Origin of the sequence: Gordonia hydrophobica NBRC 16057 (genome assembly GCF_001592365.1) — a bacterium.
GTDB lineage: Bacteria > Actinomycetota > Actinomycetes > Mycobacteriales > Mycobacteriaceae > Gordonia > Gordonia hydrophobica.
Genome location: NZ_BCWU01000003.1, coordinates 375,791 through 395,314, shown reverse-complemented (window position 1 = coordinate 395,314; position 19,524 = coordinate 375,791). Strand labels below are relative to the sequence as shown.

20 protein-coding genes are annotated in these 19,524 nt (G+C 68.2%); 10 read left to right on the top strand and 10 right to left on the bottom strand.

Going from position 1 to position 19,524, the window contains the following annotated elements:
• The first annotated feature begins 26 nt into the window (after nucleotides 1–26).
• Nucleotides 27–923 (top strand): LysR family transcriptional regulator, encoded by an 897-nt coding sequence (locus tag GH2_RS07785; RefSeq protein ID WP_066165408.1) that lies wholly within the window; start codon nucleotides 27–29, stop codon nucleotides 921–923.
• 7 nt (nucleotides 924–930) lie between these two features.
• Here GH2_RS07785 and GH2_RS07780 read toward each other — a convergent pair whose 3' ends face one another.
• Both GH2_RS07780 and GH2_RS07775 read right to left on the bottom strand, forming a co-directional pair.
• Nucleotides 931–2,058, bottom strand: coding sequence for a FecCD family ABC transporter permease (locus tag GH2_RS07780; RefSeq protein WP_084247361.1), 1,128 nt, complete (start codon nucleotides 2,056–2,058; stop codon nucleotides 931–933).
• Nucleotides 2,055–3,035 carry a FecCD family ABC transporter permease gene (locus GH2_RS07775; protein ID WP_066165402.1) on the bottom strand — a complete coding sequence of 327 codons (981 nt, stop codon included), beginning with the start codon at nucleotides 3,033–3,035 and terminating at the stop codon, nucleotides 2,055–2,057. The genes GH2_RS07780 and GH2_RS07775 overlap by 4 nt, the downstream gene beginning before the upstream one ends.
• 183 nt (nucleotides 3,036–3,218) lie before the next feature.
• On the opposite strand from GH2_RS07775, the gene GH2_RS07770 reads away from it, so the two are divergent.
• A complete protein-coding gene (locus GH2_RS07770; protein ID WP_066165399.1) occupies nucleotides 3,219–3,719 on the top strand; it encodes a hypothetical protein in 501 nt (166 codons plus the stop codon).
• 75 nt (nucleotides 3,720–3,794) lie between these two features.
• On the opposite strand, the gene GH2_RS07765 is transcribed toward GH2_RS07770, so the two are convergent.
• A complete protein-coding gene (locus GH2_RS07765; RefSeq protein ID WP_066165396.1) occupies nucleotides 3,795–5,183 on the bottom strand; it encodes an FAD-dependent oxidoreductase in 1,389 nt (462 codons plus the stop codon).
• A 204-nt stretch (nucleotides 5,184–5,387) separates the two neighbouring features.
• Here GH2_RS07765 and GH2_RS07760 point away from each other — a divergent pair, with 204 nt between their 5' ends.
• Genes GH2_RS07760 through GH2_RS07750 form a run of 3 tightly spaced genes read left to right on the top strand, consistent with a single transcriptional unit; the run spans nucleotide 5,388 to nucleotide 7,484 of the window.
• Nucleotides 5,388–5,864, top strand: a complete 477-nt coding sequence (locus GH2_RS07760; protein WP_066165394.1) for an Rv0361 family membrane protein — start codon at nucleotides 5,388–5,390, stop codon at nucleotides 5,862–5,864.
• Nucleotides 5,861–6,271: a rhodanese-like domain-containing protein gene (locus GH2_RS07755; protein ID WP_239588419.1), complete on the top strand. Its 411-nt coding sequence runs from the start codon at nucleotides 5,861–5,863 to the stop codon at nucleotides 6,269–6,271. Before GH2_RS07760 ends, GH2_RS07755 begins: the two co-directional genes overlap by 4 nt.
• 13 nt (nucleotides 6,272–6,284) lie before the next feature.
• Nucleotides 6,285–7,484: an O-succinylhomoserine sulfhydrylase gene (locus tag GH2_RS07750; protein ID WP_066165541.1), complete on the top strand. Its 1,200-nt coding sequence runs from the start codon at nucleotides 6,285–6,287 to the stop codon at nucleotides 7,482–7,484.
• A gap of 3 nt (nucleotides 7,485–7,487) precedes the next feature.
• Here GH2_RS07750 and GH2_RS07745 read toward each other — a convergent pair whose 3' ends face one another.
• Nucleotides 7,488–8,597, bottom strand: coding sequence for an isochorismate synthase (locus GH2_RS07745; protein WP_066165388.1), 1,110 nt, complete (start codon nucleotides 8,595–8,597; stop codon nucleotides 7,488–7,490).
• An 84-nt stretch (nucleotides 8,598–8,681) separates the two neighbouring features.
• Complete coding sequence (locus GH2_RS07740) at nucleotides 8,682–9,560, bottom strand: hypothetical protein (protein ID WP_066165385.1); 879 nt, start codon at nucleotides 9,558–9,560, stop codon at nucleotides 8,682–8,684.
• A 117-nt stretch (nucleotides 9,561–9,677) separates the two neighbouring features.
• Here GH2_RS07740 and GH2_RS07735 point away from each other — a divergent pair, with 117 nt between their 5' ends.
• On the top strand, nucleotides 9,678–10,628 hold the full coding sequence (locus tag GH2_RS07735; RefSeq protein WP_169802427.1) for an aminotransferase class V-fold PLP-dependent enzyme: 951 nt from the start codon (nucleotides 9,678–9,680) through the stop codon (nucleotides 10,626–10,628).
• A 70-nt stretch (nucleotides 10,629–10,698) separates the two neighbouring features.
• On the opposite strand, the gene GH2_RS07730 is transcribed toward GH2_RS07735, so the two are convergent.
• From GH2_RS07730 to GH2_RS07715, 4 genes are all read right to left on the bottom strand, one after another.
• Nucleotides 10,699–11,226 (bottom strand): hypothetical protein, encoded by a 528-nt coding sequence (locus GH2_RS07730; protein ID WP_066165380.1) that lies wholly within the window; start codon nucleotides 11,224–11,226, stop codon nucleotides 10,699–10,701.
• Nucleotide 11,227: 1 nt separating this feature from the next.
• Nucleotides 11,228–12,541 (bottom strand): TFIIB-type zinc ribbon-containing protein, encoded by a 1,314-nt coding sequence (locus GH2_RS07725; protein ID WP_084247359.1) that lies wholly within the window; start codon nucleotides 12,539–12,541, stop codon nucleotides 11,228–11,230.
• 35 nt (nucleotides 12,542–12,576) lie between these two features.
• Complete coding sequence (locus GH2_RS07720; protein ID WP_066165377.1) at nucleotides 12,577–13,722, bottom strand: SPFH domain-containing protein; 1,146 nt, start codon at nucleotides 13,720–13,722, stop codon at nucleotides 12,577–12,579.
• 202 nt (nucleotides 13,723–13,924) lie between these two features.
• Nucleotides 13,925–14,404 (bottom strand): inorganic diphosphatase, encoded by a 480-nt coding sequence (locus GH2_RS07715; protein WP_066165375.1) that lies wholly within the window; start codon nucleotides 14,402–14,404, stop codon nucleotides 13,925–13,927.
• Between the two features lie 100 nt (nucleotides 14,405–14,504).
• Between GH2_RS07715 and dacB the strand changes: the two genes are divergently transcribed.
• From dacB to tilS, 3 genes are read left to right on the top strand one after another with little or no spacing between them, the layout of a single operon-like run.
• Complete coding sequence (dacB, locus tag GH2_RS07710) at nucleotides 14,505–15,893, top strand: D-alanyl-D-alanine carboxypeptidase/D-alanyl-D-alanine endopeptidase (RefSeq protein WP_066165367.1); 1,389 nt, start codon at nucleotides 14,505–14,507, stop codon at nucleotides 15,891–15,893.
• A gap of 13 nt (nucleotides 15,894–15,906) precedes the next feature.
• Nucleotides 15,907–17,019, top strand: coding sequence for a zinc-dependent metalloprotease (locus tag GH2_RS07705; RefSeq protein ID WP_066165364.1), 1,113 nt, complete (start codon nucleotides 15,907–15,909; stop codon nucleotides 17,017–17,019).
• Nucleotides 16,998–17,981, top strand: coding sequence for a tRNA lysidine(34) synthetase TilS (gene tilS, locus GH2_RS07700; protein ID WP_066165361.1), 984 nt, complete (start codon nucleotides 16,998–17,000; stop codon nucleotides 17,979–17,981). The genes GH2_RS07705 and tilS overlap by 22 nt, the downstream gene beginning before the upstream one ends.
• A 1-nt stretch (nucleotide 17,982) precedes the next feature.
• On the opposite strand, the gene GH2_RS07695 is transcribed toward tilS, so the two are convergent.
• Nucleotides 17,983–18,663: a DUF8020 domain-containing protein gene (locus GH2_RS07695; RefSeq protein WP_066165358.1), complete on the bottom strand. Its 681-nt coding sequence runs from the start codon at nucleotides 18,661–18,663 to the stop codon at nucleotides 17,983–17,985.
• 223 nt (nucleotides 18,664–18,886) lie between these two features.
• On the opposite strand from GH2_RS07695, the gene hpt reads away from it, so the two are divergent.
• A complete protein-coding gene (gene hpt, locus GH2_RS07690) occupies nucleotides 18,887–19,447 on the top strand; it encodes a hypoxanthine phosphoribosyltransferase (protein WP_066165355.1) in 561 nt (186 codons plus the stop codon).
• Nucleotides 19,448–19,524 lie beyond the last annotated feature (77 nt).

Genomic DNA, 19,524 nt, shown 5'->3' with positions numbered 1-19,524 from the left:
CGATCCGTCGAGGAGGAGTGCGAACCATGCTCAACATGGACCGATTGCGGACGCTGTGCCTGGTCGCGGAACTCGGATCGCTCGCCGATGCGGCGGCCGAACTCCGCATCACCCCGTCCGGAGTCTCGCAGCAACTGGCGCGACTGGAAGCAGAGCTCGGCGTCGCCGTCGTCGAACGCGAGGGGCGGGGTGTGCGGTTGACCGACGCGGGCATGCTGCTGGCGCGGCGTGGCGCAGGCATCGTCTCGCAACTCGAACGGGCGGAGTCGGAGGTGGCCTCGCTGCACGGCGAGGTGGTGGGCCAACTGCGATTCGGATCGTTCGTGTCGGCCAGTCGGTCGGTGCTGCCGCAGACCGTGGCGGCGTTGCGCGACGATCATCCGCATCTGGACGTCACACTGTGGGAGGGCGAAGCCGAAGAACTGCTTCCGCGTGTGCGGCGGCGACAGTTGGACGTCGCGGTCGTGGACAGTTGGTCCACGCATCCGCTCGAGATCCCGGCGGACATGGAACTGACACCGCTGTACAGCGACGTCGCGGAGTTGGCTCTGCCCGCCGAGCATGCGCTGGCCGGTCGCGAGGTGGTGCGGCTGGCAGAACTGAGCGGACTCGGCTGGGCGTCGTGGAGCGAGGGCACCCAGTTCCACGACTGGCTGGTGCAGTCGCTCCGCACCCAAGGCGTCGACCCGCGGATCGACTTCCAGGTGGCCGATTACGCCACCCATCTGGAGTTCGTCGGTCTGGGGCTGGCGATGACGCTGATTCCGCAACTGGCGAAGGTGTCGGTCCCGGCGGGCGTGGTGCTGGTGCGCACCGAGCCGACGCTGTCCCGCGAGATCTCGGCCCTGGTCCGACGGGACAACGACCGGCCGACGGTGCGGGCGGGCATCGACGCCCTCCGGTCGGCGTTCGCGCAGTTGTAGGTGTCGGTCAGACCGACGAGCGTCGCGCGGTCTGCACGATCAGGAAGATCAGGAACGGTCCGCCGACGGCCGAGGTGACCACGCCGACCGGCAGTCCGCCCGGCAGGATGCCGCGGCACACGATGTCGGCGAGCAGCACCATGCACGCGCCGACGATGCCGGAGAACACCGGCGTGGGCTGCGCGGTGCGCGCCAGGCGCAGGGCGACCTGGGGCGCCACCAGGCCGACGAAGGCGATGGGGCCGGCCGCGGACACCGCGAGCGACGCCATGACCACCGCGACGATCAACGTGCCGTAGGTGACGACGCCGAGGCGCACGCCCAAGCCGCGGGCGATGTCGGGGCCCAGCCCGCTGACGGTCAACGACCGCGCGATGATCGCGGCCCAGATCAGGCCGAACACCGTCGCGGCGGCGACCGGCGCCACCAGGCTCCACCCGGTTCCGGAGAGGGATCCGACGATCCACCGCTGGGCGGTGCTGGAATCGTGTATGTCGGCCCGGGACATCAGGAATCCGACGACCGACTGCATGGTCCACGTCATGCCGACGCCGATCAGGATCAGTCGCAGGGTGCTGGTGACGACCTGGCCGCGACTCCACGCGAGAAGGTACATCGCCACCGCGGTCGACAGGCCGCCGACCAGTGCGGAGACGGGTACGCCGAGGGTGGCGAACACAGTTCCGAACCCGGTGCTCGTCGAGGTGATCGCCAGCACGACCCCGACGCTCGCGCCCGAGGTGATGCCGAGCAGGTCGGGGGTGGCGAGCGGATTGCGCGTGATGATCTGGGTCAGCGATCCGGCCAGCGCGAGGCTGAATCCGGCGAAGGCGCCGATCAGCATGCGGGGCATCAGATCGTCGAAGACGACGATGTTCTCAGCGACCCGACCGCCGCCGAGCAGGATCCGGGCGGTGTCGATCGGCGTGGTGAATCCGACCGAGAGCCCCACCAGCATCAGGATGAGGATCGCGCCCACGCCGATGCCGCTGCAGATCGCCAGCCGCGGGCGGATCACCCACGAGGTGGGGCCGATGTCCAGCGTTGTCGCGGTCACCTCGGGCCGGGGTGCCGTCGTGGCGTCGGACGTCGCCTGCCTGTCGCCTGACCCAGTCGTATCGCCTGACACTGTCATATCGTCGGGAGCTTTCTGCGTCGGACCATGAGCATCAGCGCCGGACCGCCGATCAACGCCAGCACCACGCTGACCTGCGCTTCGCCGGGCCGCGCTACGACGCGCCCGATGACGTCGCAGACCAGGACCAGCAGGGCGCCGGTGAGCGCCGAGTACGGCACGATCCACCGGTAGTCGGGGCCGGTGAAGGCCCGCGCGATGTGGGGCACCACGAGGCCGAGGAAGACGATGGGGCCGCACGCGGCGGTCGCGGCGCCGGTCAGCAGCGCGATGCCGAGGACCCCGGTGGCGCGCATCATGCCGACCCGACCACCCAGCGCGGTGGCCATGTCGTCGCCGAGGCTCAGCAGGTTCAGAAACCAGCCGCCGACGGCGGCCAGGCCCAGTCCGGCGACGATGAACGGCAGCGCCGTCCAGAGCACGTCGGGATTGTCGCGGATGGCGCCCACGTTCCAGAAGCGCCAGGTGTCGAGGCTGGCACCGTCGATCAGGATCAGCGCGGAGGAGACTGCGGTCAGCGCGGCGGTGAGGCCTGCGCCCGCGAGGACGAGGGTCAGCGGCGACGAGCCGGTGACGCTCGAGAGGCCGAAGACCGCGGCCGCGGCGACGAGTGCGCCGATCAGTGCGAGGATCGTGTTGACCAGGGCGCCGGGCGCGCCGAAGACGAAGGCGCCGGTCACGACCGCGCAGGCGGCGCCCGCGTTGATGCCGAGCAGGCCGGGGTCGGCGAGCGGATTACGGGTGTGGCCCTGGGTGAGCGCGCCCGCCGCACCGATGGCCAGTCCGACGATGAGCCCGAGGACGGTGCGGGTGAGCCTGTTGTCGTAGAGCTGGGGTAACCCGTCGCCGGCGAGGCCGTGTCGCAATGCCTCGACCGTCTCGCCCCAGGGCACCACGCGGGTGCCGAACGCCACGGATGCCACACAGGCGATCGCGATGGCGACCACCAGGACGACGATTCCGAACCCCTTTTTCACAAAGGATTACCTTACCTAACCTGGTGCTGGGGGTCTTGACCGGGCGGTGTCGAGACCGTGAGAATCCCAGTTACCCGAGAGTCTGCTGACCAATCGGTAACGGGAGGCTGTGACGCAGGCGATACATGGGGTGAGGGTTGGGCTGGACCCGCCAACCGACCGATGACAAGAAAGGCACTCGATATGAAGAAGTCATTGACGCGGATGGCGACAGCCGCCGTCGCGGCGGGCGCGATCGGCGCCGGCACACTCGTCGCCGCCCCGCAGGCCCACGCGGCCGGACCGGGAGATCTCGCGATCATCGGCGGAGTCAGCTGCACCTTCAAGCCGTGGGGTCCCAACTGGGCCGACGGCCCGCAGTGGCAGATGCACCGCTGGATGGGTGTGACGAACATCGGCGGTTCCACGATGACAAGCGTCACCGTCACCGAATTCGGCGGCCCCACCAGGTGGGTGCCCGCGAACAAGGACAAGAAGACCAAGGTCGGTCAGCTGAAGCCCGGCCAGACCTCCGTCCTGTTCTCCACCAAGTGGAAGGGCTGCTGGCCGTCGTCCATCTCCGGCTACACCATTGGCCAGCAGGTCGAGAACCCGGTCAACAACGTCGGTTTCTGGCAGAACGTCCGACGCGCGCAGCCGAAGAACGGCGAGAACGGCAAGATCGAGGAGAAGCCCACCAGCTGAGCGCTTCACCCGTGACGACAAGACCCGCCCCGAACGCATCGGGGCGGGTCTTGTCGTTGGTCGGGGAGCCCGCTGCTACTTCTGCACCTTGTGCGGCTCCGAGGCGGCGAGCATGTCTTCGCGCTCGACCACCTTCACGCGCTCGCGGCCCTGGGCCTCGCCCAGCTTCCGCTCGTGCTCGTCGAGGCGGTACCAGCCGTCCCACGTGGTGAACGGAATGTTCCGCTCGTTCAGCAGGTCGATCACCGACTCCTCCGACGGCGACTCGGTGTTGTTCAACCGATCGTTCTGCATGTCGTCGACGATGCACTCGACGGTCTCCGACGCGTCGCCCTTGGTGTGGCCGATCAGGCCGACGGGGCCGCGCTTGATCCAGCCGGTGGTGTAGAGACCGGTGAGGTGCTTGCCGTCGTCGAAGACGCGTCCGGCCTCATTCGGGATCACGCCCGCCTGGTCGTCGAACGGCACGTCCGGAACGTTGTCCGAGAGGTAGCCGACGGCGCGGTACACGGCGGTCACGTCCCAGTCGCGGGTCTTGCCGGTGCCCTTGACGTTGCCAGTGCCGTCGAGCTGGTTGCGCTCGGTGCGCAGCCCGACCACCTGGCCGTCCTCGCCGAGGATCTCGACGGGGTTCTCGAAGAAGTGCAGGAAGAGCTTGTGGATGGCGCCCTGCTTGGGCTCGCGGATCGCGTAGTTCTCGATGATCGTCGCGACCTGGTCGGTGATCTTGCTGGACCGACGTGCGACGGCCGAACCCTCGTCGTAATCGATGTCCTCGGGGTCGACGATCACCTCGATGTTCGGCGAGTGGTCGAGCTCCTTGAGCTCGAGCGGGGTGAACTTGGCCTGCGCGGGGCCGCGGCGACCGAAGACGTGCACCTCGACGGCCTTGTTGGACTTGAGTCCCTGGTACACGTTGTCCGGGATCTCGGTCGGCAGCAACTCGTCGCCGGTCTTGGCCAGCACGCGCGCCACGTCGAGCGCCACATTGCCGACGCCGATGACGGCGACCTTCTCCTGCTCCAGCGGCCATTCGCGGGAGAAGTCGGGGTGGCCGTCGTACCAGGCGACGAACTCGGCGGCGCCGTAGCTGCGCTCGAGGTCCACACCGGGGATCGTGAGACCGCGGTCGTCGGTGGCTCCGGTGGAGAAGACGATCGCGTCGTAGTGCTTGCGCAGATCGGTCAGCGTGATGTCGGTGCCGTAGTCGATGTTGCCCAGCAGACGCACCTGCGGCTTGTCGAGCACCTTGTGCAGCGCGGTGATGATGCCCTTGATGCGCGGGTGGTCCGGTGCGACGCCGTACCGGATCAGGCCGAACGGTGCGGGCATGCGCTCGTACAGGTCGATGCTCACGCCGCGCTCGGAAGCCGTCTCCGACTTCATCAGCGCATCAGCGCAGTAGATGCCGGCAGGTCCGGCGCCGACGATCGCGACCCGCAAGGGGCGGCTGTTGTCACTCATGAACTGGTGCTTCCTCAGCTGGTTGGACAGGATTGCCTTCTACGTTAAGTCTTGTTGGGCCACTGCCAAAATTTCTGTGTGAGGTCTACCTCAGTTCGATGACGGCTGGCGAAAACTATTGACGAAAACGGTCTCATGACCATCCCTGGGCAACGGTGCTCCGGCCGCGAAGTCGCAGGTGCGGGGCCGATACACTCGGCTGTCATGAACGTAGACGAGCCTGCCGTGGACGGCGACGACGATCAGCCGCGTTCGATGAAGGCCGCACTTCCGATGATGATCGCGGGTGGTCTGGTCCTGGTGATCCTCGCGTGGATCGGGATCTCGGCGCTGGTCAATCCCTCCGAAGAGCGGATCTCGGATTCGGCGCAGGTGCAGCGCACCGTGAACCAGATGTACAGCGCGATGGGCACGTTGAACTACGAGCGCTACCGGGCGTCGTTCTGCGCGGCCGACCTCGCCAAGCCGGAGTTCCCGACGTCCGTGGCGTTCGCCGACACCAACCGTGCCGAGAACGACGCCAAGGGGCGGGTCGTGGTGCCCGACATGGACGTCGAGGTGACCGGTGACCGCGCGACGGTGACCGCGCATTGGCACCGCGAGAACAACGAGAACGCTAAGCAGAAGACGGTTTTCACGCTCGTCAACGAGAGCGGCGAATGGAAGGTCTGCCAAAGATGATCACCGGAAACGTGACGTGCGAACAAGCCTGGGAACGGCTGTCGGAGAATCCGCGGGCGGTCTTGGTGGACTGCCGAACGCAGGCCGAATGGAACTTCGTCGGCGTCCCCGACATCTCATCGTTGGGCAAGCGGACCGTCTTCGTCGAATGGCTCGGCTACCCCGACGGTGAGTTGAATCCCGCGTTCACCGATCAGCTGCGCGCCGCGGGCGTGCAGCAGGGCGACGAGGTGTTGTTCCTGTGTCGATCGGGGCACCGGTCGCTCGGTGCAGCGGAGGCCGCGCTCGCGGCGGGCTTCGAGCAGGCGTACAACGTTTTGGACGGGTTCGAAGGCCCGATCGATGCCGAAGGGCACCGCGGTGGAGCGGGCTGGCGCGCAGCGTCGCTGCCGTGGCAACAATCATGAGGAGAACGGAACCGTGAGCCGAGAACTACCTGATTGGGTCTCGCCCGAGACTGTCGCCGTTCGGGGCGGAATCCTGCGGTCGGGGTTCTTCGAGACCTCCGAGGCGCTGTACCTGAACAGCGGATACGTCTACGAGTCGGCCGAGGCGGCCGAGCGCGCCTTCACCGGTGAGGAACCGCGGTTCGTCTACACCCGGTACGGCAATCCGACGGTCGCGATGTTCCAGGAACGTCTGCGTCAGATCGAGGGTACCGAGGCGTGTTTCGCCACTGCGAGCGGTATGGCCGCAGTCTTCGTCTCGCTGGCCGCGCTCCTCAAGAAGGGCGATCGTCTGGTCGCGGCGCGCAGTCTGTTCGGCTCCTGCTTCGTGATCTGCAACGAGATCCTGCCCGCCTGGGGAGTCGAGACGGAGTTCGTCGACGGTGAGGATCTGGAGCAGTGGGAGCGTGCGCTCTCCAAGCCGACCGCCGCCGTGTTCTTCGAGACGCCGTCCAACCCGATGCAGACGCTGGTCGACGTCCGGAAGGTGTCGGACATGGCGCATGCCGCCGGCGCGACCGTCGTGCTCGACAACGTCTTCGCGACCCCGCTGCTGCAACGCGGCCTCGACATGGGCGCCGACGTGATCGTCTACTCGGGTACCAAGCACATCGACGGTCAGGGACGTGTGATGGGCGGTGCTGTGCTCGGCACCCAGGAGTACATCGACGGCCCGGTTCGCACCATGATGCGCCACACCGGACCGGCGCTGAGCCCGTTCAATGCCTGGGTGATGCTCAAGGGGCTCGAGACCATGAAGCTCCGCCTCGACCAGTCGGTCGCCACCGCCCAGCGCGTCGCCGAGTTCTTGGACGGCGATGCCAGGGTCGCGAAGGCCATCTACCCGTTCCTGACGTCGCACCCCCAGTACGAGCTGGCGCGATCGCAGATGTCGGGCGGCGGAACGGTGATCACCTTCGAACTCGCTCAGCGGCCGGGGAAGAGCGGCAAGGAGAGCGCCTTCGAGATGCTCAACGGCCTCCAGGTGATCGACATCTCGAACAACCTCGGCGACGCCAAGAGCCTGATCACGCACCCCGCGACCACCACCCACCGGGCGATGGGACCGGACGGTCGGGCCGCCATCGGTCTGACGGACTCGATGGTTCGGCTGTCGATCGGGCTGGAGAGCGCCGACGACCTCCTGCGCGATGTGGACGGCGCGCTCGGCTGACGCTTAGTTTCCTGTCCTCGCCGGTTCGGCGACGGGGCCCAGCGCCGACAGCACGGTCTGGAACTTCGCCGTCGTCTCCGCGACCTCTGCGTCAGGGTCGGATCCGGCGACGATGCCACCGCCTGCCCACGCGGTGATGCGCGACGACGCGGTGTCGAGTTCCAGACAGCGGATGGAGACCACCCACTCGCCGTCGCCCGCGGCGTCGCACCAGCCGACGGCACCCGCGTAGAAGTCGCGACGTCCCTCGATCTCGCCGATCAACGCGGCGGCCGCGGCCGTCGGCGTGCCGCAGACCGCGGGGGTGGGCGACAGGAGCGCGGCGAGGTGGAGCGCGGAGATCGTCGGGTCCGCCAGGCGTCCGACGATCGGGGTCGCGAGATGCCAGACGTGGCGGGTGGCGATGGTCGTCGGTCGGGCGGGCACATCGATCTCGGTGCACAGCGGGGACAGGATTTCGCGCAGGTAGTCGACCACATAGGCGTGCTCGCGCAGGTCTTTGTCGGACCGGGCAAGACTGTCGGCGGCGTCGGCCACCGGCAGCCCGTCGGCGTCGTGGATCGGCGCCGAACCCGCGTACGGCACGCAGTGGACCGTCGCGCCGCGCTTGCGGAGAAGCAGTTCCGGGCTCGCCCCGATCAACCAGCGACCCCGGTGGTCGGGACTCCCGCTCAGGTCGGCGGCGAACACGGTCGCATCTCCGGCCGTCGCCCGGAATCGATCCACCATCTGCTCCGGGGTCACCGCCTCGGACAACTCTGCCTGCAGACTGCGCGCCACGACCACCTTCTCGACGCGACCGGCGTCGATGGCGTCGATCGCGGACTGGACGCGGGCGCGGTGGACGGCGTCGGGCGTCACCGACAGGGTCCGGGTCACCGAGTCCGTGCTCGGTGGAGTCTCAGGGGAAGCCGCGGAGAAGTCGACGTGTTCGGGGGCGATCAACGACGCCGTCGTCGTGGCGTCGAAACCGATCGCTCCGCCGACGAACTCCGCGGCGCCGGAGCGCAGCGCGGCGTCGGCGTCGGTCACCGAACCGTAGGCGGCGCGGACACCGAAGGCACGCGCGTTGAACTCGGTGTTCGAGTACCCGAACGAGAGACCAGAAGACACCAGGTCAGGGTACCCGCGAATCAGCGCCCCACCGTGGCAGAGTGATGCGTCCCTCGTCGATCAGACGGTGGTCGCCGTCGACGGTCAGACGGCCTTGGCGGCGGTGACGCGATCCTCGTCGATCAGCTTCTTGACCAGATCGCGCGCCTGCGAGCCCGCCGTCACCGGATCGGTGGCGCCGTCGACGCCCGACAGATTCACACAGCGGCGGTCATCGATCCGCGACGACGCGTACATCCACCGTTCGGCGTGCCGAGTGGACGAGTCGTCCCGATTCTTGGTGGTCCAGTCGGTCGCGGGCACCGACGACGCGCAGTCGTCGGCGAACAGCACCACCGTGTGCATCTCCGAGCCGGAACCCGAATCGCTCAGCGACTTCAGGTTGTCGCTCAACTGCGACAGCAGGCGGTCGTCGTCGTTCTGGTGGATGCGAATCAACGTCTTGCCGTCATCGGTGTCCGGGGCGGCGTCCCAGCCCGCCGGAAGCCGGACCTCCACCGTGACACCGTCGCTGAGGCTGAACGTCTCGGTGACCTCGTCCGGTTCCGACGACTTCCACGGTGCGACGATCACCACGGCCAGGACAGCGGCGGCGACGGCGACCACACCGATCAGGCTCAGCACCAGCGGCGTGCGGCTCTTCTTCGCTGGCGTCGGCTGCCCGTACGAAAACTGACCGGGTCCGTACGGCGGCGGGTACCCGGCCGGTGAGAACGGCTGCTGGTAGGGCGCCTGTGTGTACTGATTCTGGGGGTACTGATTCTGTGTGTACTGACTTGGGGCGAACTGCTGCTGGTACGGGGGTGGCGCTGCGGGCTGCGAGTACGGCGGTGTCTGTGTGGGCGGCGGATACTGCGGTGCGGGTGCGCCGTACCCGGGCGGGAGATTCGGGACACCGATCTGCGTCTCGCCGAACTGCTCAGCACCGCCCTGCGGGTGGTTCGGATCGGACGGATGTACCACGGGGTGCCTCTCTTTGCTGGTCGTCGATCTCCACGCTAACCCGGTTTCGGGTCGGCGTTGAACTCGCCGTGCGTGGAATCCTTCCCGCGAATGACGCGGTCGGGGAGTCTTCTCGGCATGAGCCTCCTTCTTGACCGGGCCCCGAGCCGGGCCGCAGCCAGTCCCGCCGTGCCCGCGATGGGACGCGACAGCGCATCGGATCGGCTGCGCCGCTTTGTCGGTGGACGCCGAGACGACGCCGTCGTCGTATCGCGCGACGCCGACGAGCTCATCGCGCTGGTGTCCCCGGACGCGCCGGAGGCGGTCGTCGAGCTCACCGCCGACGGTGATCGACCGGGAGCGCGCATCATCGCGCCCACCCGCTCGCTTGACGACACCCTCGCTCGGCTCGACGCGGACCTGGCCGCTCGGCCCGCGGAACTCGTCGTCGTCACCGCCGTCTCGAGCGTCACCGGCGAAGTGCTTCCGCTCGGCCGATTCGCGGCGGTCGCCCACCGAAACGGCGCGCGGATCCTGGTCGTCGCCGACCGGCTGGTCGCGCACCGTGCCGTCTCGATCTCCTCGTGGGGAATCGACTATCTGGTGTTCGCGAGCCACGAGCTCGACAGCCTGTTCGCCTTCCACGTCCTGGTCGGGCGTTCCGATCGCCTCGCCCCGTCGCCGCTGACCCCACGACGCGGCACCCCAGCACCCGGAGCCATCGCGACCGCGGCCGTCGCCGCCTCGGCGGAAGCGCTGCTCTCCCTCGGGTTCGACGAACTCGGCTACCGTGAGCAGGCGATACGTCACCGGCTCGACGTCGGCATCGCGCGACTGCCCGGAGTCCGTCCGGTCCGGACCTTCGACGATCATCTGGACATCGCGGGCGCGTATGCGTTCGCGGTGGACGGGCAACCTGCGAGCGCGGTGGTCGACGCACTGTCGGTTCGGCACGGCGTCGGCGTCTGCCAGGCCGTGGCACACCCGTTCGGCGACCCGTGCGGTGCGGTCCGCGTCAGCACCGGTCTGGGGACCTCGGCCGACGACGTCGATCGTCTCCTCGCGGCACTGGGCGGCAACGGTCGCTGAACGTTCGTTGGATCTGAGCCCCCACAGGGCCCAGATCCAACGAACGTTCTTCAGCCTGCGCCCGCGGGCGTCACGCGGGCTGTTCGGGCTCCTGCCGGGGCGCCGCGGCAGGCGGCTCGGCCGCGATCGGCGGCAGCGGGGGGATCGGCGGCATCTCGGGAAGCCGGGGAGTGCTCGATCCGGCATCCGGATTCAGCACCTGGGCGGTCGACGCCGACTCCAACGCGGCGATGCGGGGCTCCACCTCGGCGAGCGCGGCGGGCTTGGCCTGCCGCGGCAACGACCAGATCGCGACGAGTTTCCGATCGAGGTCGGCCGCGTCGTTCAGCAGACCGGCACGGGTCTCGAGGTCCGCCACGCCCGCCTGACCGATGGTGTTGTCGAGCGAGGCGACGGCCGTCGCGATGCGGCGATGCAGACGGGCCTCGGGATCGTGGCCCAGCGCCCACTCCTGGGGCACTGCGACGTCGACGCCCGGAATCGCGGCGTTCTGCTTCGCTGCCTTGCTCGACGAGCGGGCCAGCGCTAGGGCGCCGATCCCCACGCCTGCCACGACCAACAGTCCGATCAGAAGCACGATGATGATGATCAGACCCATGTCAACTTCTCCAGACGAAGTAGGCGATGACGGCGACGACGATCAGTACCGCCACGCTCGCAGCGATGATCTTGACCTTGCTCCACGGCCGTTGCCCCTGAACTTCGCCGGTGAGACCGTTCACGAACACCTGGAACGGACGGCTTTCGAAGCTCACCGTCAGCAGCCACAGCGGCAGCAGCACGTACATGAATTGCAGCAGCGAGAAATTGGTCTGCTTGCTGGTGATCTGCTGGTGGTCGCCGCCGATGTCGGCGCGGATGGTCGACTCGATCATGCTGTCGATCCGCGGTCGCGCGGCGGCAGTGAAGACCTGCATCGGATCGTTGTCGTAGGTTCGTGACAGGTGCCCGGCGACGAACTCCGGCTTGTACGGCGTCACCTGCTCCATCGGCCACGGCTCCAGTTCGCGGACCCGTTTGGCGTCGAAGCCGGTGTTCGCGTTCTCCGGAAGATCGCGGATGCGGTTGGCGACGGTGCCGCGCACCGATCGCCAGCGGATGCGGGTCTCGGTGCGCCGGTCTTCGCCGGATCCGACGACCACCGTGTAGTTGTCGCCCCGTCGGCCGCGGTACTGCGTCACCGTGTCGGCGTCGTAGGTGAAGTACGACATGTACACGCTGGTGAACGAGCCGAGTGTTCGATACTTCTTGAACTCGCTCGGGGCGAACCAGCGGCTGTTGATCCAGTTGCTGATCTCGGTGCGGGCATGGTCCTCCGACACGCGCAGCGGCAGGATGCCGTCGACGGCCAACCGCTCGGGAGAGTCCTGGATGTCGGTGCGCTGGATCGGGGTGGCGCAGTATGGGCACCGCGTGGCGGTGAGGGTGCCGTTGAAAATGGTCCGCCCGCCGCACGACTGGCAGATCACCTCGTGCTCATTGCCCTCCTGCCCCGTCGGGATGAGCGCGCGGATCTCCTGCACCGTGCTCTGGAGGTCGTGGCGGGACAGGGTCGCCTGCGGATCGATGATGATCGGGTAGGTGGTCCCGCACGACCCGCAGGCCAGGTTCTGCTGATCCGGATTGAACGCCAGCGCCGCCCCGCACGACCCGCACGGATAGGTCCGCGTCTGCTCGGTGACATGCAGCATGGCACGGTCCGACGCGCGCGGCGCCCGGGGTACTGCCTCGATGTCCGGCGTCGACGACTGCGAGATCGGCGGCTGCGGAACCGGGGACGACTGCGGAACCGGCGGCGGCGCAGCCTGCGACGGCAGCGGCGGCGGTGCCGCTGATCGTGGCGCGGTGGGCCCAGCGGTGTCGGGCAGGGGAGGTGGGACCGGGGGATGGGGATCGCCGGGCGGCTGCGTCATCGAAGTACTCCGCGATACGAGGGGACGGGGGTGCGCTAGTCGGCAGGCGGAGCAGGCGGTGCGGGCGGCGTCTGCGGCGGCAGGGGCGGTGGGGTCGGAGCGAACAGCGAGGCCAGTGCGGGCACCTCGCCTGCCGGGGTCCATGCGGGCAGCGACGGCGCCCAGACCAGGGTGGTCGCGGTGATCACGCCGCGCAACTGCTCCACCGGGTACGGTCCCGCTGCGCCGCCGTTCTGCGCGATGTGGAACACCGGTGCCGCCGGAACCGGGGGCGGCGTCTGCGCGGGGGCATTGCCCGCCTGACCGAACTGACCGGCCATCTGGTTCGCCATCGCCATGCCCATGCCTGCGCCCATCAGATCGCCCATTGCGGAACCGCCGGGGTTCTGCGCGGCGGCGAGCATCGCATCGGCGGCGCGTCCCTGCTGAAAACGCTGCATGTCGCCGACGTTCTGGGTGAAGCCGCGCTCTTCCACACCGCGGGCGACGCCGCGGGTCATGGCGGCCGTGATCTCGTCCGGCAGTGAGATGGTCATCTCGATCGATTCGACCGAGAGGCCGAATTCGTCGTCGACCCGCGTCTGGACGTACTCGCGCAACTTCTGGCTCAGCTCGCCCTGCTTGCCCTGCAGATCGATGGCGCCGACACCGGTCTCCAGGATCATGTCTGAGAACGCGGTGGCGATCACCCGGCGCAGCAGTTCGGCGATCTCGTCGGAATCGACCTGGCTGTCGGTGCCGATCACCTCGCGCAGGAAGATCTCCGGGTCGGCGATGCGGATGACGCACAGGCCGTTGGCGCGGACCTGCACCATGCCGAAATCGGGATCGCGGAGCGTGATCGGGTTCGGCGTCCCCCACCGCAGGTCGGTGACCGGGCGGCGGTTGACGAAGTACACCTCGCTGCGGAACGGGCTGTTGAAGCCGTGCTTCCAGCCCTGCAGCGTGCTCATGATCGGCAGCGCCTCGGTGGTCAGCTGGTAGTGGCCGGGACCGAACTGGTCGGCCAACTGCCCGCGATAGACGAAGACGGCCTGCTGTCCTTCACGGACGATCAGTTCGGCGCCGTTCTTGATCTCGTTGTTGTATCGCGGAAAGCGCCAGGCGAGGGTGGACCGCGAATCGTCGATCCACTCGATGATGTCGACGAGCTCGCCGCGCATCTTGGCCATGATTCCCATATGCACTCCTGCGTTGTCACCGTCGGACCGTGTCATGGCCCGATCGCTTCGTCTGTTCGTATTTGTTCGTCTGTACCCATTAGACCGTACCGAGCAGACATCCTCGATCGGGTGAATGAAACTGCGACCGAGACAGCAGAAGCCTCCACCGCAGAACAGCGGTGGAGGCTTCGCGAGGTGTCGGTACGACCCGCTGCGGACGTCAGCCCTGGTAGCGGTCGACGGCGGCCTGCGCGACCTTGGCGGCCTCGTCCTTGCCGACCCAGCCGCCCGCGGTGACTTCCTTGCCGGGCTCCAGATCCTTGTAGTGCTCGAAGAAGTGCGCGATGGCCTTGAGTTCGAAGTCGCTCACATCGGTGATGTCCTGGACGTGGTCCCAGCGGGGGTCGCCTGCCGGAACGGCGAGCAGTTTGTCGTCGCCGCCTGCCTCATCGGTCATGGTGAACATGCCGACGATGCGAGCCTTCACGATGACGCCGGGGAACACCGACTCGGGGAGCAGCACCATCGCGTCCAACGGATCGCCGTCCTCGCCGAGGGTGTGGTCGATGTAGCCGTAGTCGGCCGGGTACCCCATCGGCGTGTACAGGTAGCGATCCAGGTAGATCTTCCCGTTCTCGTGGTCGATCTCGTACTTGTTACGACCACCCTTGGGAATCTCGATGGTGACCTCAAACTCCATGCTGCCTCCTGCTAGCTGCGATGACTTGTCAAGAATTGCTTCGTCGGCTGTCAAGGATACTGTTAAGGTCGTCCCTCGCCGCCCCCAGACCGGAGTACATGTGGCCCAGCCGACACGTCCAGCAGTCAGTCGGACGCGCAGAGTCCTGCGGTGGTTCCTGATCGTCGTGCTGGTGGTCCTGCTGGCTGCCGGTGCGGGTGTGGGGTGGTGGCTCTACCAGAATCGCGCAGATCCGATCCCCGCGGGCACGCCCGCGCAGCCCGCGTTGACCTCGGTGGATCCCAGCATCGTCGCCGTGCGGAAAGACGCTCCGGCGCCGACGGCCGCGGGGGTGGCGAAGGCGCTCGCCGCGCCGTTGAAGGATCCCGCGCTCGGCAAGCTGACCGGGCAGGTCACCGATCCGCTGACCGGGAAGGTCCTGTGGTCGAGGGGGGCCGATCAGCCTCGGGTACCCGCATCGAACGCCAAGATCCTCACCGCGTCGGCCGTCCTGCTGGCGCTCCCGCACAACGATCGCCTGACCACCAAGGTGGTTCTGGAGCCGAGCGGCCGCGCGATCCTCGTCGGCGCGGGCGACCCGACCCTCACCTCCATCCCGGACGGGGAGCGCTCGTTCTACTCCGACCCCGCCCGGATCGACGACCTCGTCGACCAGATCAAGAAGTCGGGGAAGACGGTCACGTCGGTGGCGGTGGACACCTCGCTGTTCACCGGCCCGACCATGGCGAAGAGTTGGGACCGCGGCGACATCGAGGGCGGCGACATCGCCCCCATCGAGTCGCTGATGGTCGACGGCGGTCGGCTCAAGCCCGCCGAGGAGTATTCGCCGCGCACCACCGAGCCCGCCCTCGACGCCGGCCGGGCCCTGGCGAGCGAGCTCGGGGTCAACAGCGAGGTGGAGAACGCGCCGGCGCCATCCGGGGCGCCGACGATCGCCCAGGTCTCGTCGGCACCGCTCACGGTGCGGGTCGGCGACATGATGCGGTTCAGCGACAACGTGCTCGCCGAATCCCTCGCGATCGAACTCGCCCGCGCCACCGGCGGTGAGGCGAGCATTGCCGGCGGAGCCGAGGCCGTCCTGACGACGCTGCGGAAGAACGGCTTCGACGCCGATGCGGCGACCCTGGTGGACTCGTCGGGCATCTCGTACTCGGATCGCGTCCCGGCATCGCTGCTGGACGCGCTGATGACGGCTGCCGCAGACGACGGCCATCCTAAGCTGCGGTCGCTGCTCGATTCGCTGCCGGTCGCGGCGGGAACCGGCACGCTCGCCGATCGCTTCGACCCCGACCGGACACCCGGCGCCGGGTGGGTGCGCGGCAAGACCGGAACACTCACCGGCGTCAGTTCGTTGACCGGAGTGGTGCAGACCGTCGACGGCCGGGTGCTGGCGTTCGCCATGATCTCCGGCGGCACCTCGCCCGAAGACGCACGACCCGCCGTCGACGCAGTGGTCGGCGCGCTACGCGACTGCGGCTGCCGCGACTGACCGACTCGGAAGGATGAACGATTTGGATACCGTCGCTGACGTGGACTCCACGCCCGTCGAGAACATCGATTGGGGACTGGCCGCCTCGGTCGGCAAGCGCATCGCGCGACCCGGACCGCGGGTGACCCGCTACACCGCCGACCGCGCCCGCGCCGAACTGCTCGACGCCGCCGTCCGGGCGGAGGGGCCCGTGCGGGAGGTGACCGGCCTGGCCGACGGCCTCGCCGTCCCGACCGCGCAGATTCTGGACCGGTCGGGGTGGATCGATGCCGCGACCCGGTCGATGCCCGCCATGCTCGGTCCGGCGCCGACGGAATCCGGCGATGACGGCGTCGACGACGGCGCTGCGGGCGCCGATGCACGCCGGACCGGCACCGGCTTCACCGGCAAGGTGGCCGGCGTGCAGGCAGGCGGTCTCCTCGCGTTCCTGTCGAGCGCGATCCTCGGCCAGTACGACCCGTTCTCGGTGGACCCGGAGACCGGTCAGGACGGTGTCCTGATGCTGGTGTCGCCGAACATCATCGCGGTGGAGCGTGCGCTCCGGGCCGACCCGTCGGACTTCCGCCTGTGGGTGTGCCTCCACGAGGTGACCCACCGCGTCCAGTTCTCCGCCAACCCGTGGCTGGCGGAGTACATGCGGTCCAACGTGGGCGCGCTGACCGGCGACGAGGACGACTCCGTCGCCGAGATCGTCAGCCGCATCACCGAGGGGCTGCGGAGCGGGAAGCCGCGTGAGAAGGGCGTCATCGGGCTGATGCAGCTGCTGCAGTCGCCCGAGCAGTTCGAGGCCTTCGAGCGCGTCCTGGCGCTCGGCACCCTCTTGGAAGGGCACGCCGACCACGTGATGGACGCGGTGGGCCCCGCACACGTGCCGAGCGTCGAATCGATTCGCGCCGCCTTCGACCGGCGTCGTAACGGCCCCAAGAATCCGCTCCAGCGGCTCATCCGCGCGTTGATCGGCATGGACGCCAAGATGGCGCAGTACGTGCGCGGCAAGGCTTTTGTGGACCATGTGGTCGACACAGTGGGCATGGAGCGCTTCAACACCGTCTGGACCTCGCCCGAGACCATGCCGCTGATGTCGGAGATCGGGACTCCCGACGCATGGATCGAGCGCGTTCTCTGACCTCGGACGCGAGCGCCGAGGCGCAGCGCGCGATCATCGGCGCCGTCCGCGCCTTCGCCGCGCAGTATGCGCCCGCCGACCGCGTCTGCGTGGCGCTCTCCGGTGGCGCCGACTCGCTCGCACTCACGGCGGCTGCGGTCCGTGCGGGGCTCGAGGTGCATGCGGTGGTGGTGGACCACCGGCTGCAGGACGGCTCGGGCGGCGTCGCCGATCGGGCCGCGGCGACCGCGCGCTCGCTGGGGGCGACCGCCGAGGTCCGGGCCGTGACCGTCACCGGTGCCGGCGGGACCGAAGCCGCCGCCCGCCGGGCCCGGTACGCCGCACTCGACGAGGCGCGGTCAGCGCGTCCGGTCCTGCTCGGCCACACCCTGGACGATCAAGCGGAGACCGTGCTGCTGGGACTTGGTCGCGGCTCGGGGGCGCGATCGCTGGCCGGGATGCGACCGTGGTCGCGCCCGTGGGGACGGCCGCTGCTCGGGATCAGGCGGGCGCAGACCCGCGCGGCCTGCGCGGGGTGGGAGCTGCCGGTCTGGGACGATCCGCACAACGACGATCCGCGCTTCACGCGGGTCCGCGTCCGTTCCGAGGTGTTGCCGCTGCTCGACGACGTCCTCGGCGGGGGTGTGGCCGAAGCCCTCGCGCGGACCGCGACCCAATTGCAGGACGATCTCGACGCGCTCGACGCGCCTGCCGAGGAACTGCTGGCGGAGTGCGCCTACGGCCGGACGCTAGACCTGGAGCCGCTCGATGATGCCCCCGCCGCCCTGCGGACCCGGGTGCTGCGCGCGTGGCTGCTCTCGATCGGTGCTGCGGAGCCGTCGTACCGGGTGGTCTCGGCCGTCGACGCGCTGGTCACCGACTGGCACGGCCAGGGCCCCATCGCCGTCGGCGGAGACCAGCGAGCCCGCCTCGTCGTGACGAGGCGGGCTCGGGAACTTCACATCAAGCGCGAGGCGCGCTGACCTAGATGTAGCAGGTCTTCGGCTTGAACTTCTTCTGGTTGATGGTGCCGAAGTAACGGGCGAAAGCTCCGTTGATGGCTGCGCCGGCAAGTCCGCCGAGGGCACCGATTGCGGCACCTGCGAGGCCTGCGACGGGTGACAGGGGACCGAGGCCGAGAATGAACCCGATCACTGCGCCGGCCACGCCACCGATGGTGGCGGCGGTAGCGAGTTCGGCCTGCAGGGTCTGCAGGGCTTCCTTGTCGCGCTGCTTCTTGGTCTGCGGGCCGCAGATCACCTTCTGCTTCTTCTGCTTGGCGACGGTCGTCTTACCCGCCTCGAGCACGCTCTTCGGAGTGTCGACCGAGCGCTTCACGTCCGTCGACGGCACCAGGGTGGCGACATTGTTCTTCACGGTGGCGTCGATCGGGTAGGTGCGCGCATCCTTACCGGTGTAGGTCAGCGGCACGGTCTCGAGGGCCTTGCCCGCGTTGTTGCGGAGCTCGAGAACGCCGTCCTTCACGGCGAGGCTGCCGTTGTGGATCTTCACCGTGACGTCGTTGTCGTCGCCGCGCTGGACGTCGGCGGTCGTCTGGGCGCCCTTCGCAGGTGCCGCGTTCACCGGCGCCGCCAGGAAGGGCAGGGCCGTCAGCACCGCGAGCAGCGTGATGAACACACCGCGGATGAGGTGGCGGAAAGACATGAAGTTCCTCTCAAAAATCAGCAAGACGTGATCGGCTCGACACCAAATCGCCATCAAAGATCTCAGATAAATGACTTACTCGCGAGTCATGTGATGCGAATTATTCGCCGGAATGGGGTTCACGAGAGAAATGTCGGCACAAATTGGACTGTTCGGAGGATCGGGAGCGCCAGGCGGCGGCACCCGCGCTTGCGATGAACGGGCGACGTGCGAAGCTAGACGGGTGGAGCGCGATTGCTATGGCGATGACATCGAAGAAGTCCTGATCACCGAAGACCAGATCCAGGCGCGCACGGTCGAGATGGCCCGCGCGGTCAGCGAGCGGTACCGGAACGCACCCGACGACCTGGTCCTGATCGGCGTCCTCAAAGGCGCGGTCATGTTCATGACCGACTTCGCCCGGGCGCTGGAGATCCCCTCGCAGCTGGAGTTCATGGCGGTCTCCAGCTACGGCTCGGCCACCTCGTCGTCCGGTGTGGTGCGCATCCTCAAAGACCTGGACCGCGACATCACCGACCGCGATGTGTTGATCGTCGAGGACATCATCGACTCCGGGCTCACGCTCTCGTGGCTCATCAAGAACCTCGCGACGCGCTCGCCGCGGTCGCTGGAGGTGGTGACCCTGTTGCGCAAGCCGGAGGCGGTCCGCGCGACCCTGGACGTCTCGGACGTCGGCTTCGACATCCCCAACGAGTTCGTCGTCGGCTACGGCCTCGACTTCGCCGAGCGCTACCGCGATCTGCCCTACGTCGGGCGCCTCCACCCGTCGGTCTATTCCCACTGAGAATCCCCTGGGAGTCCCACTGGGAGTCACCGCGGAACCAATCGGACTCTCGCGACGTTGATCCGTCAGTCGACGAC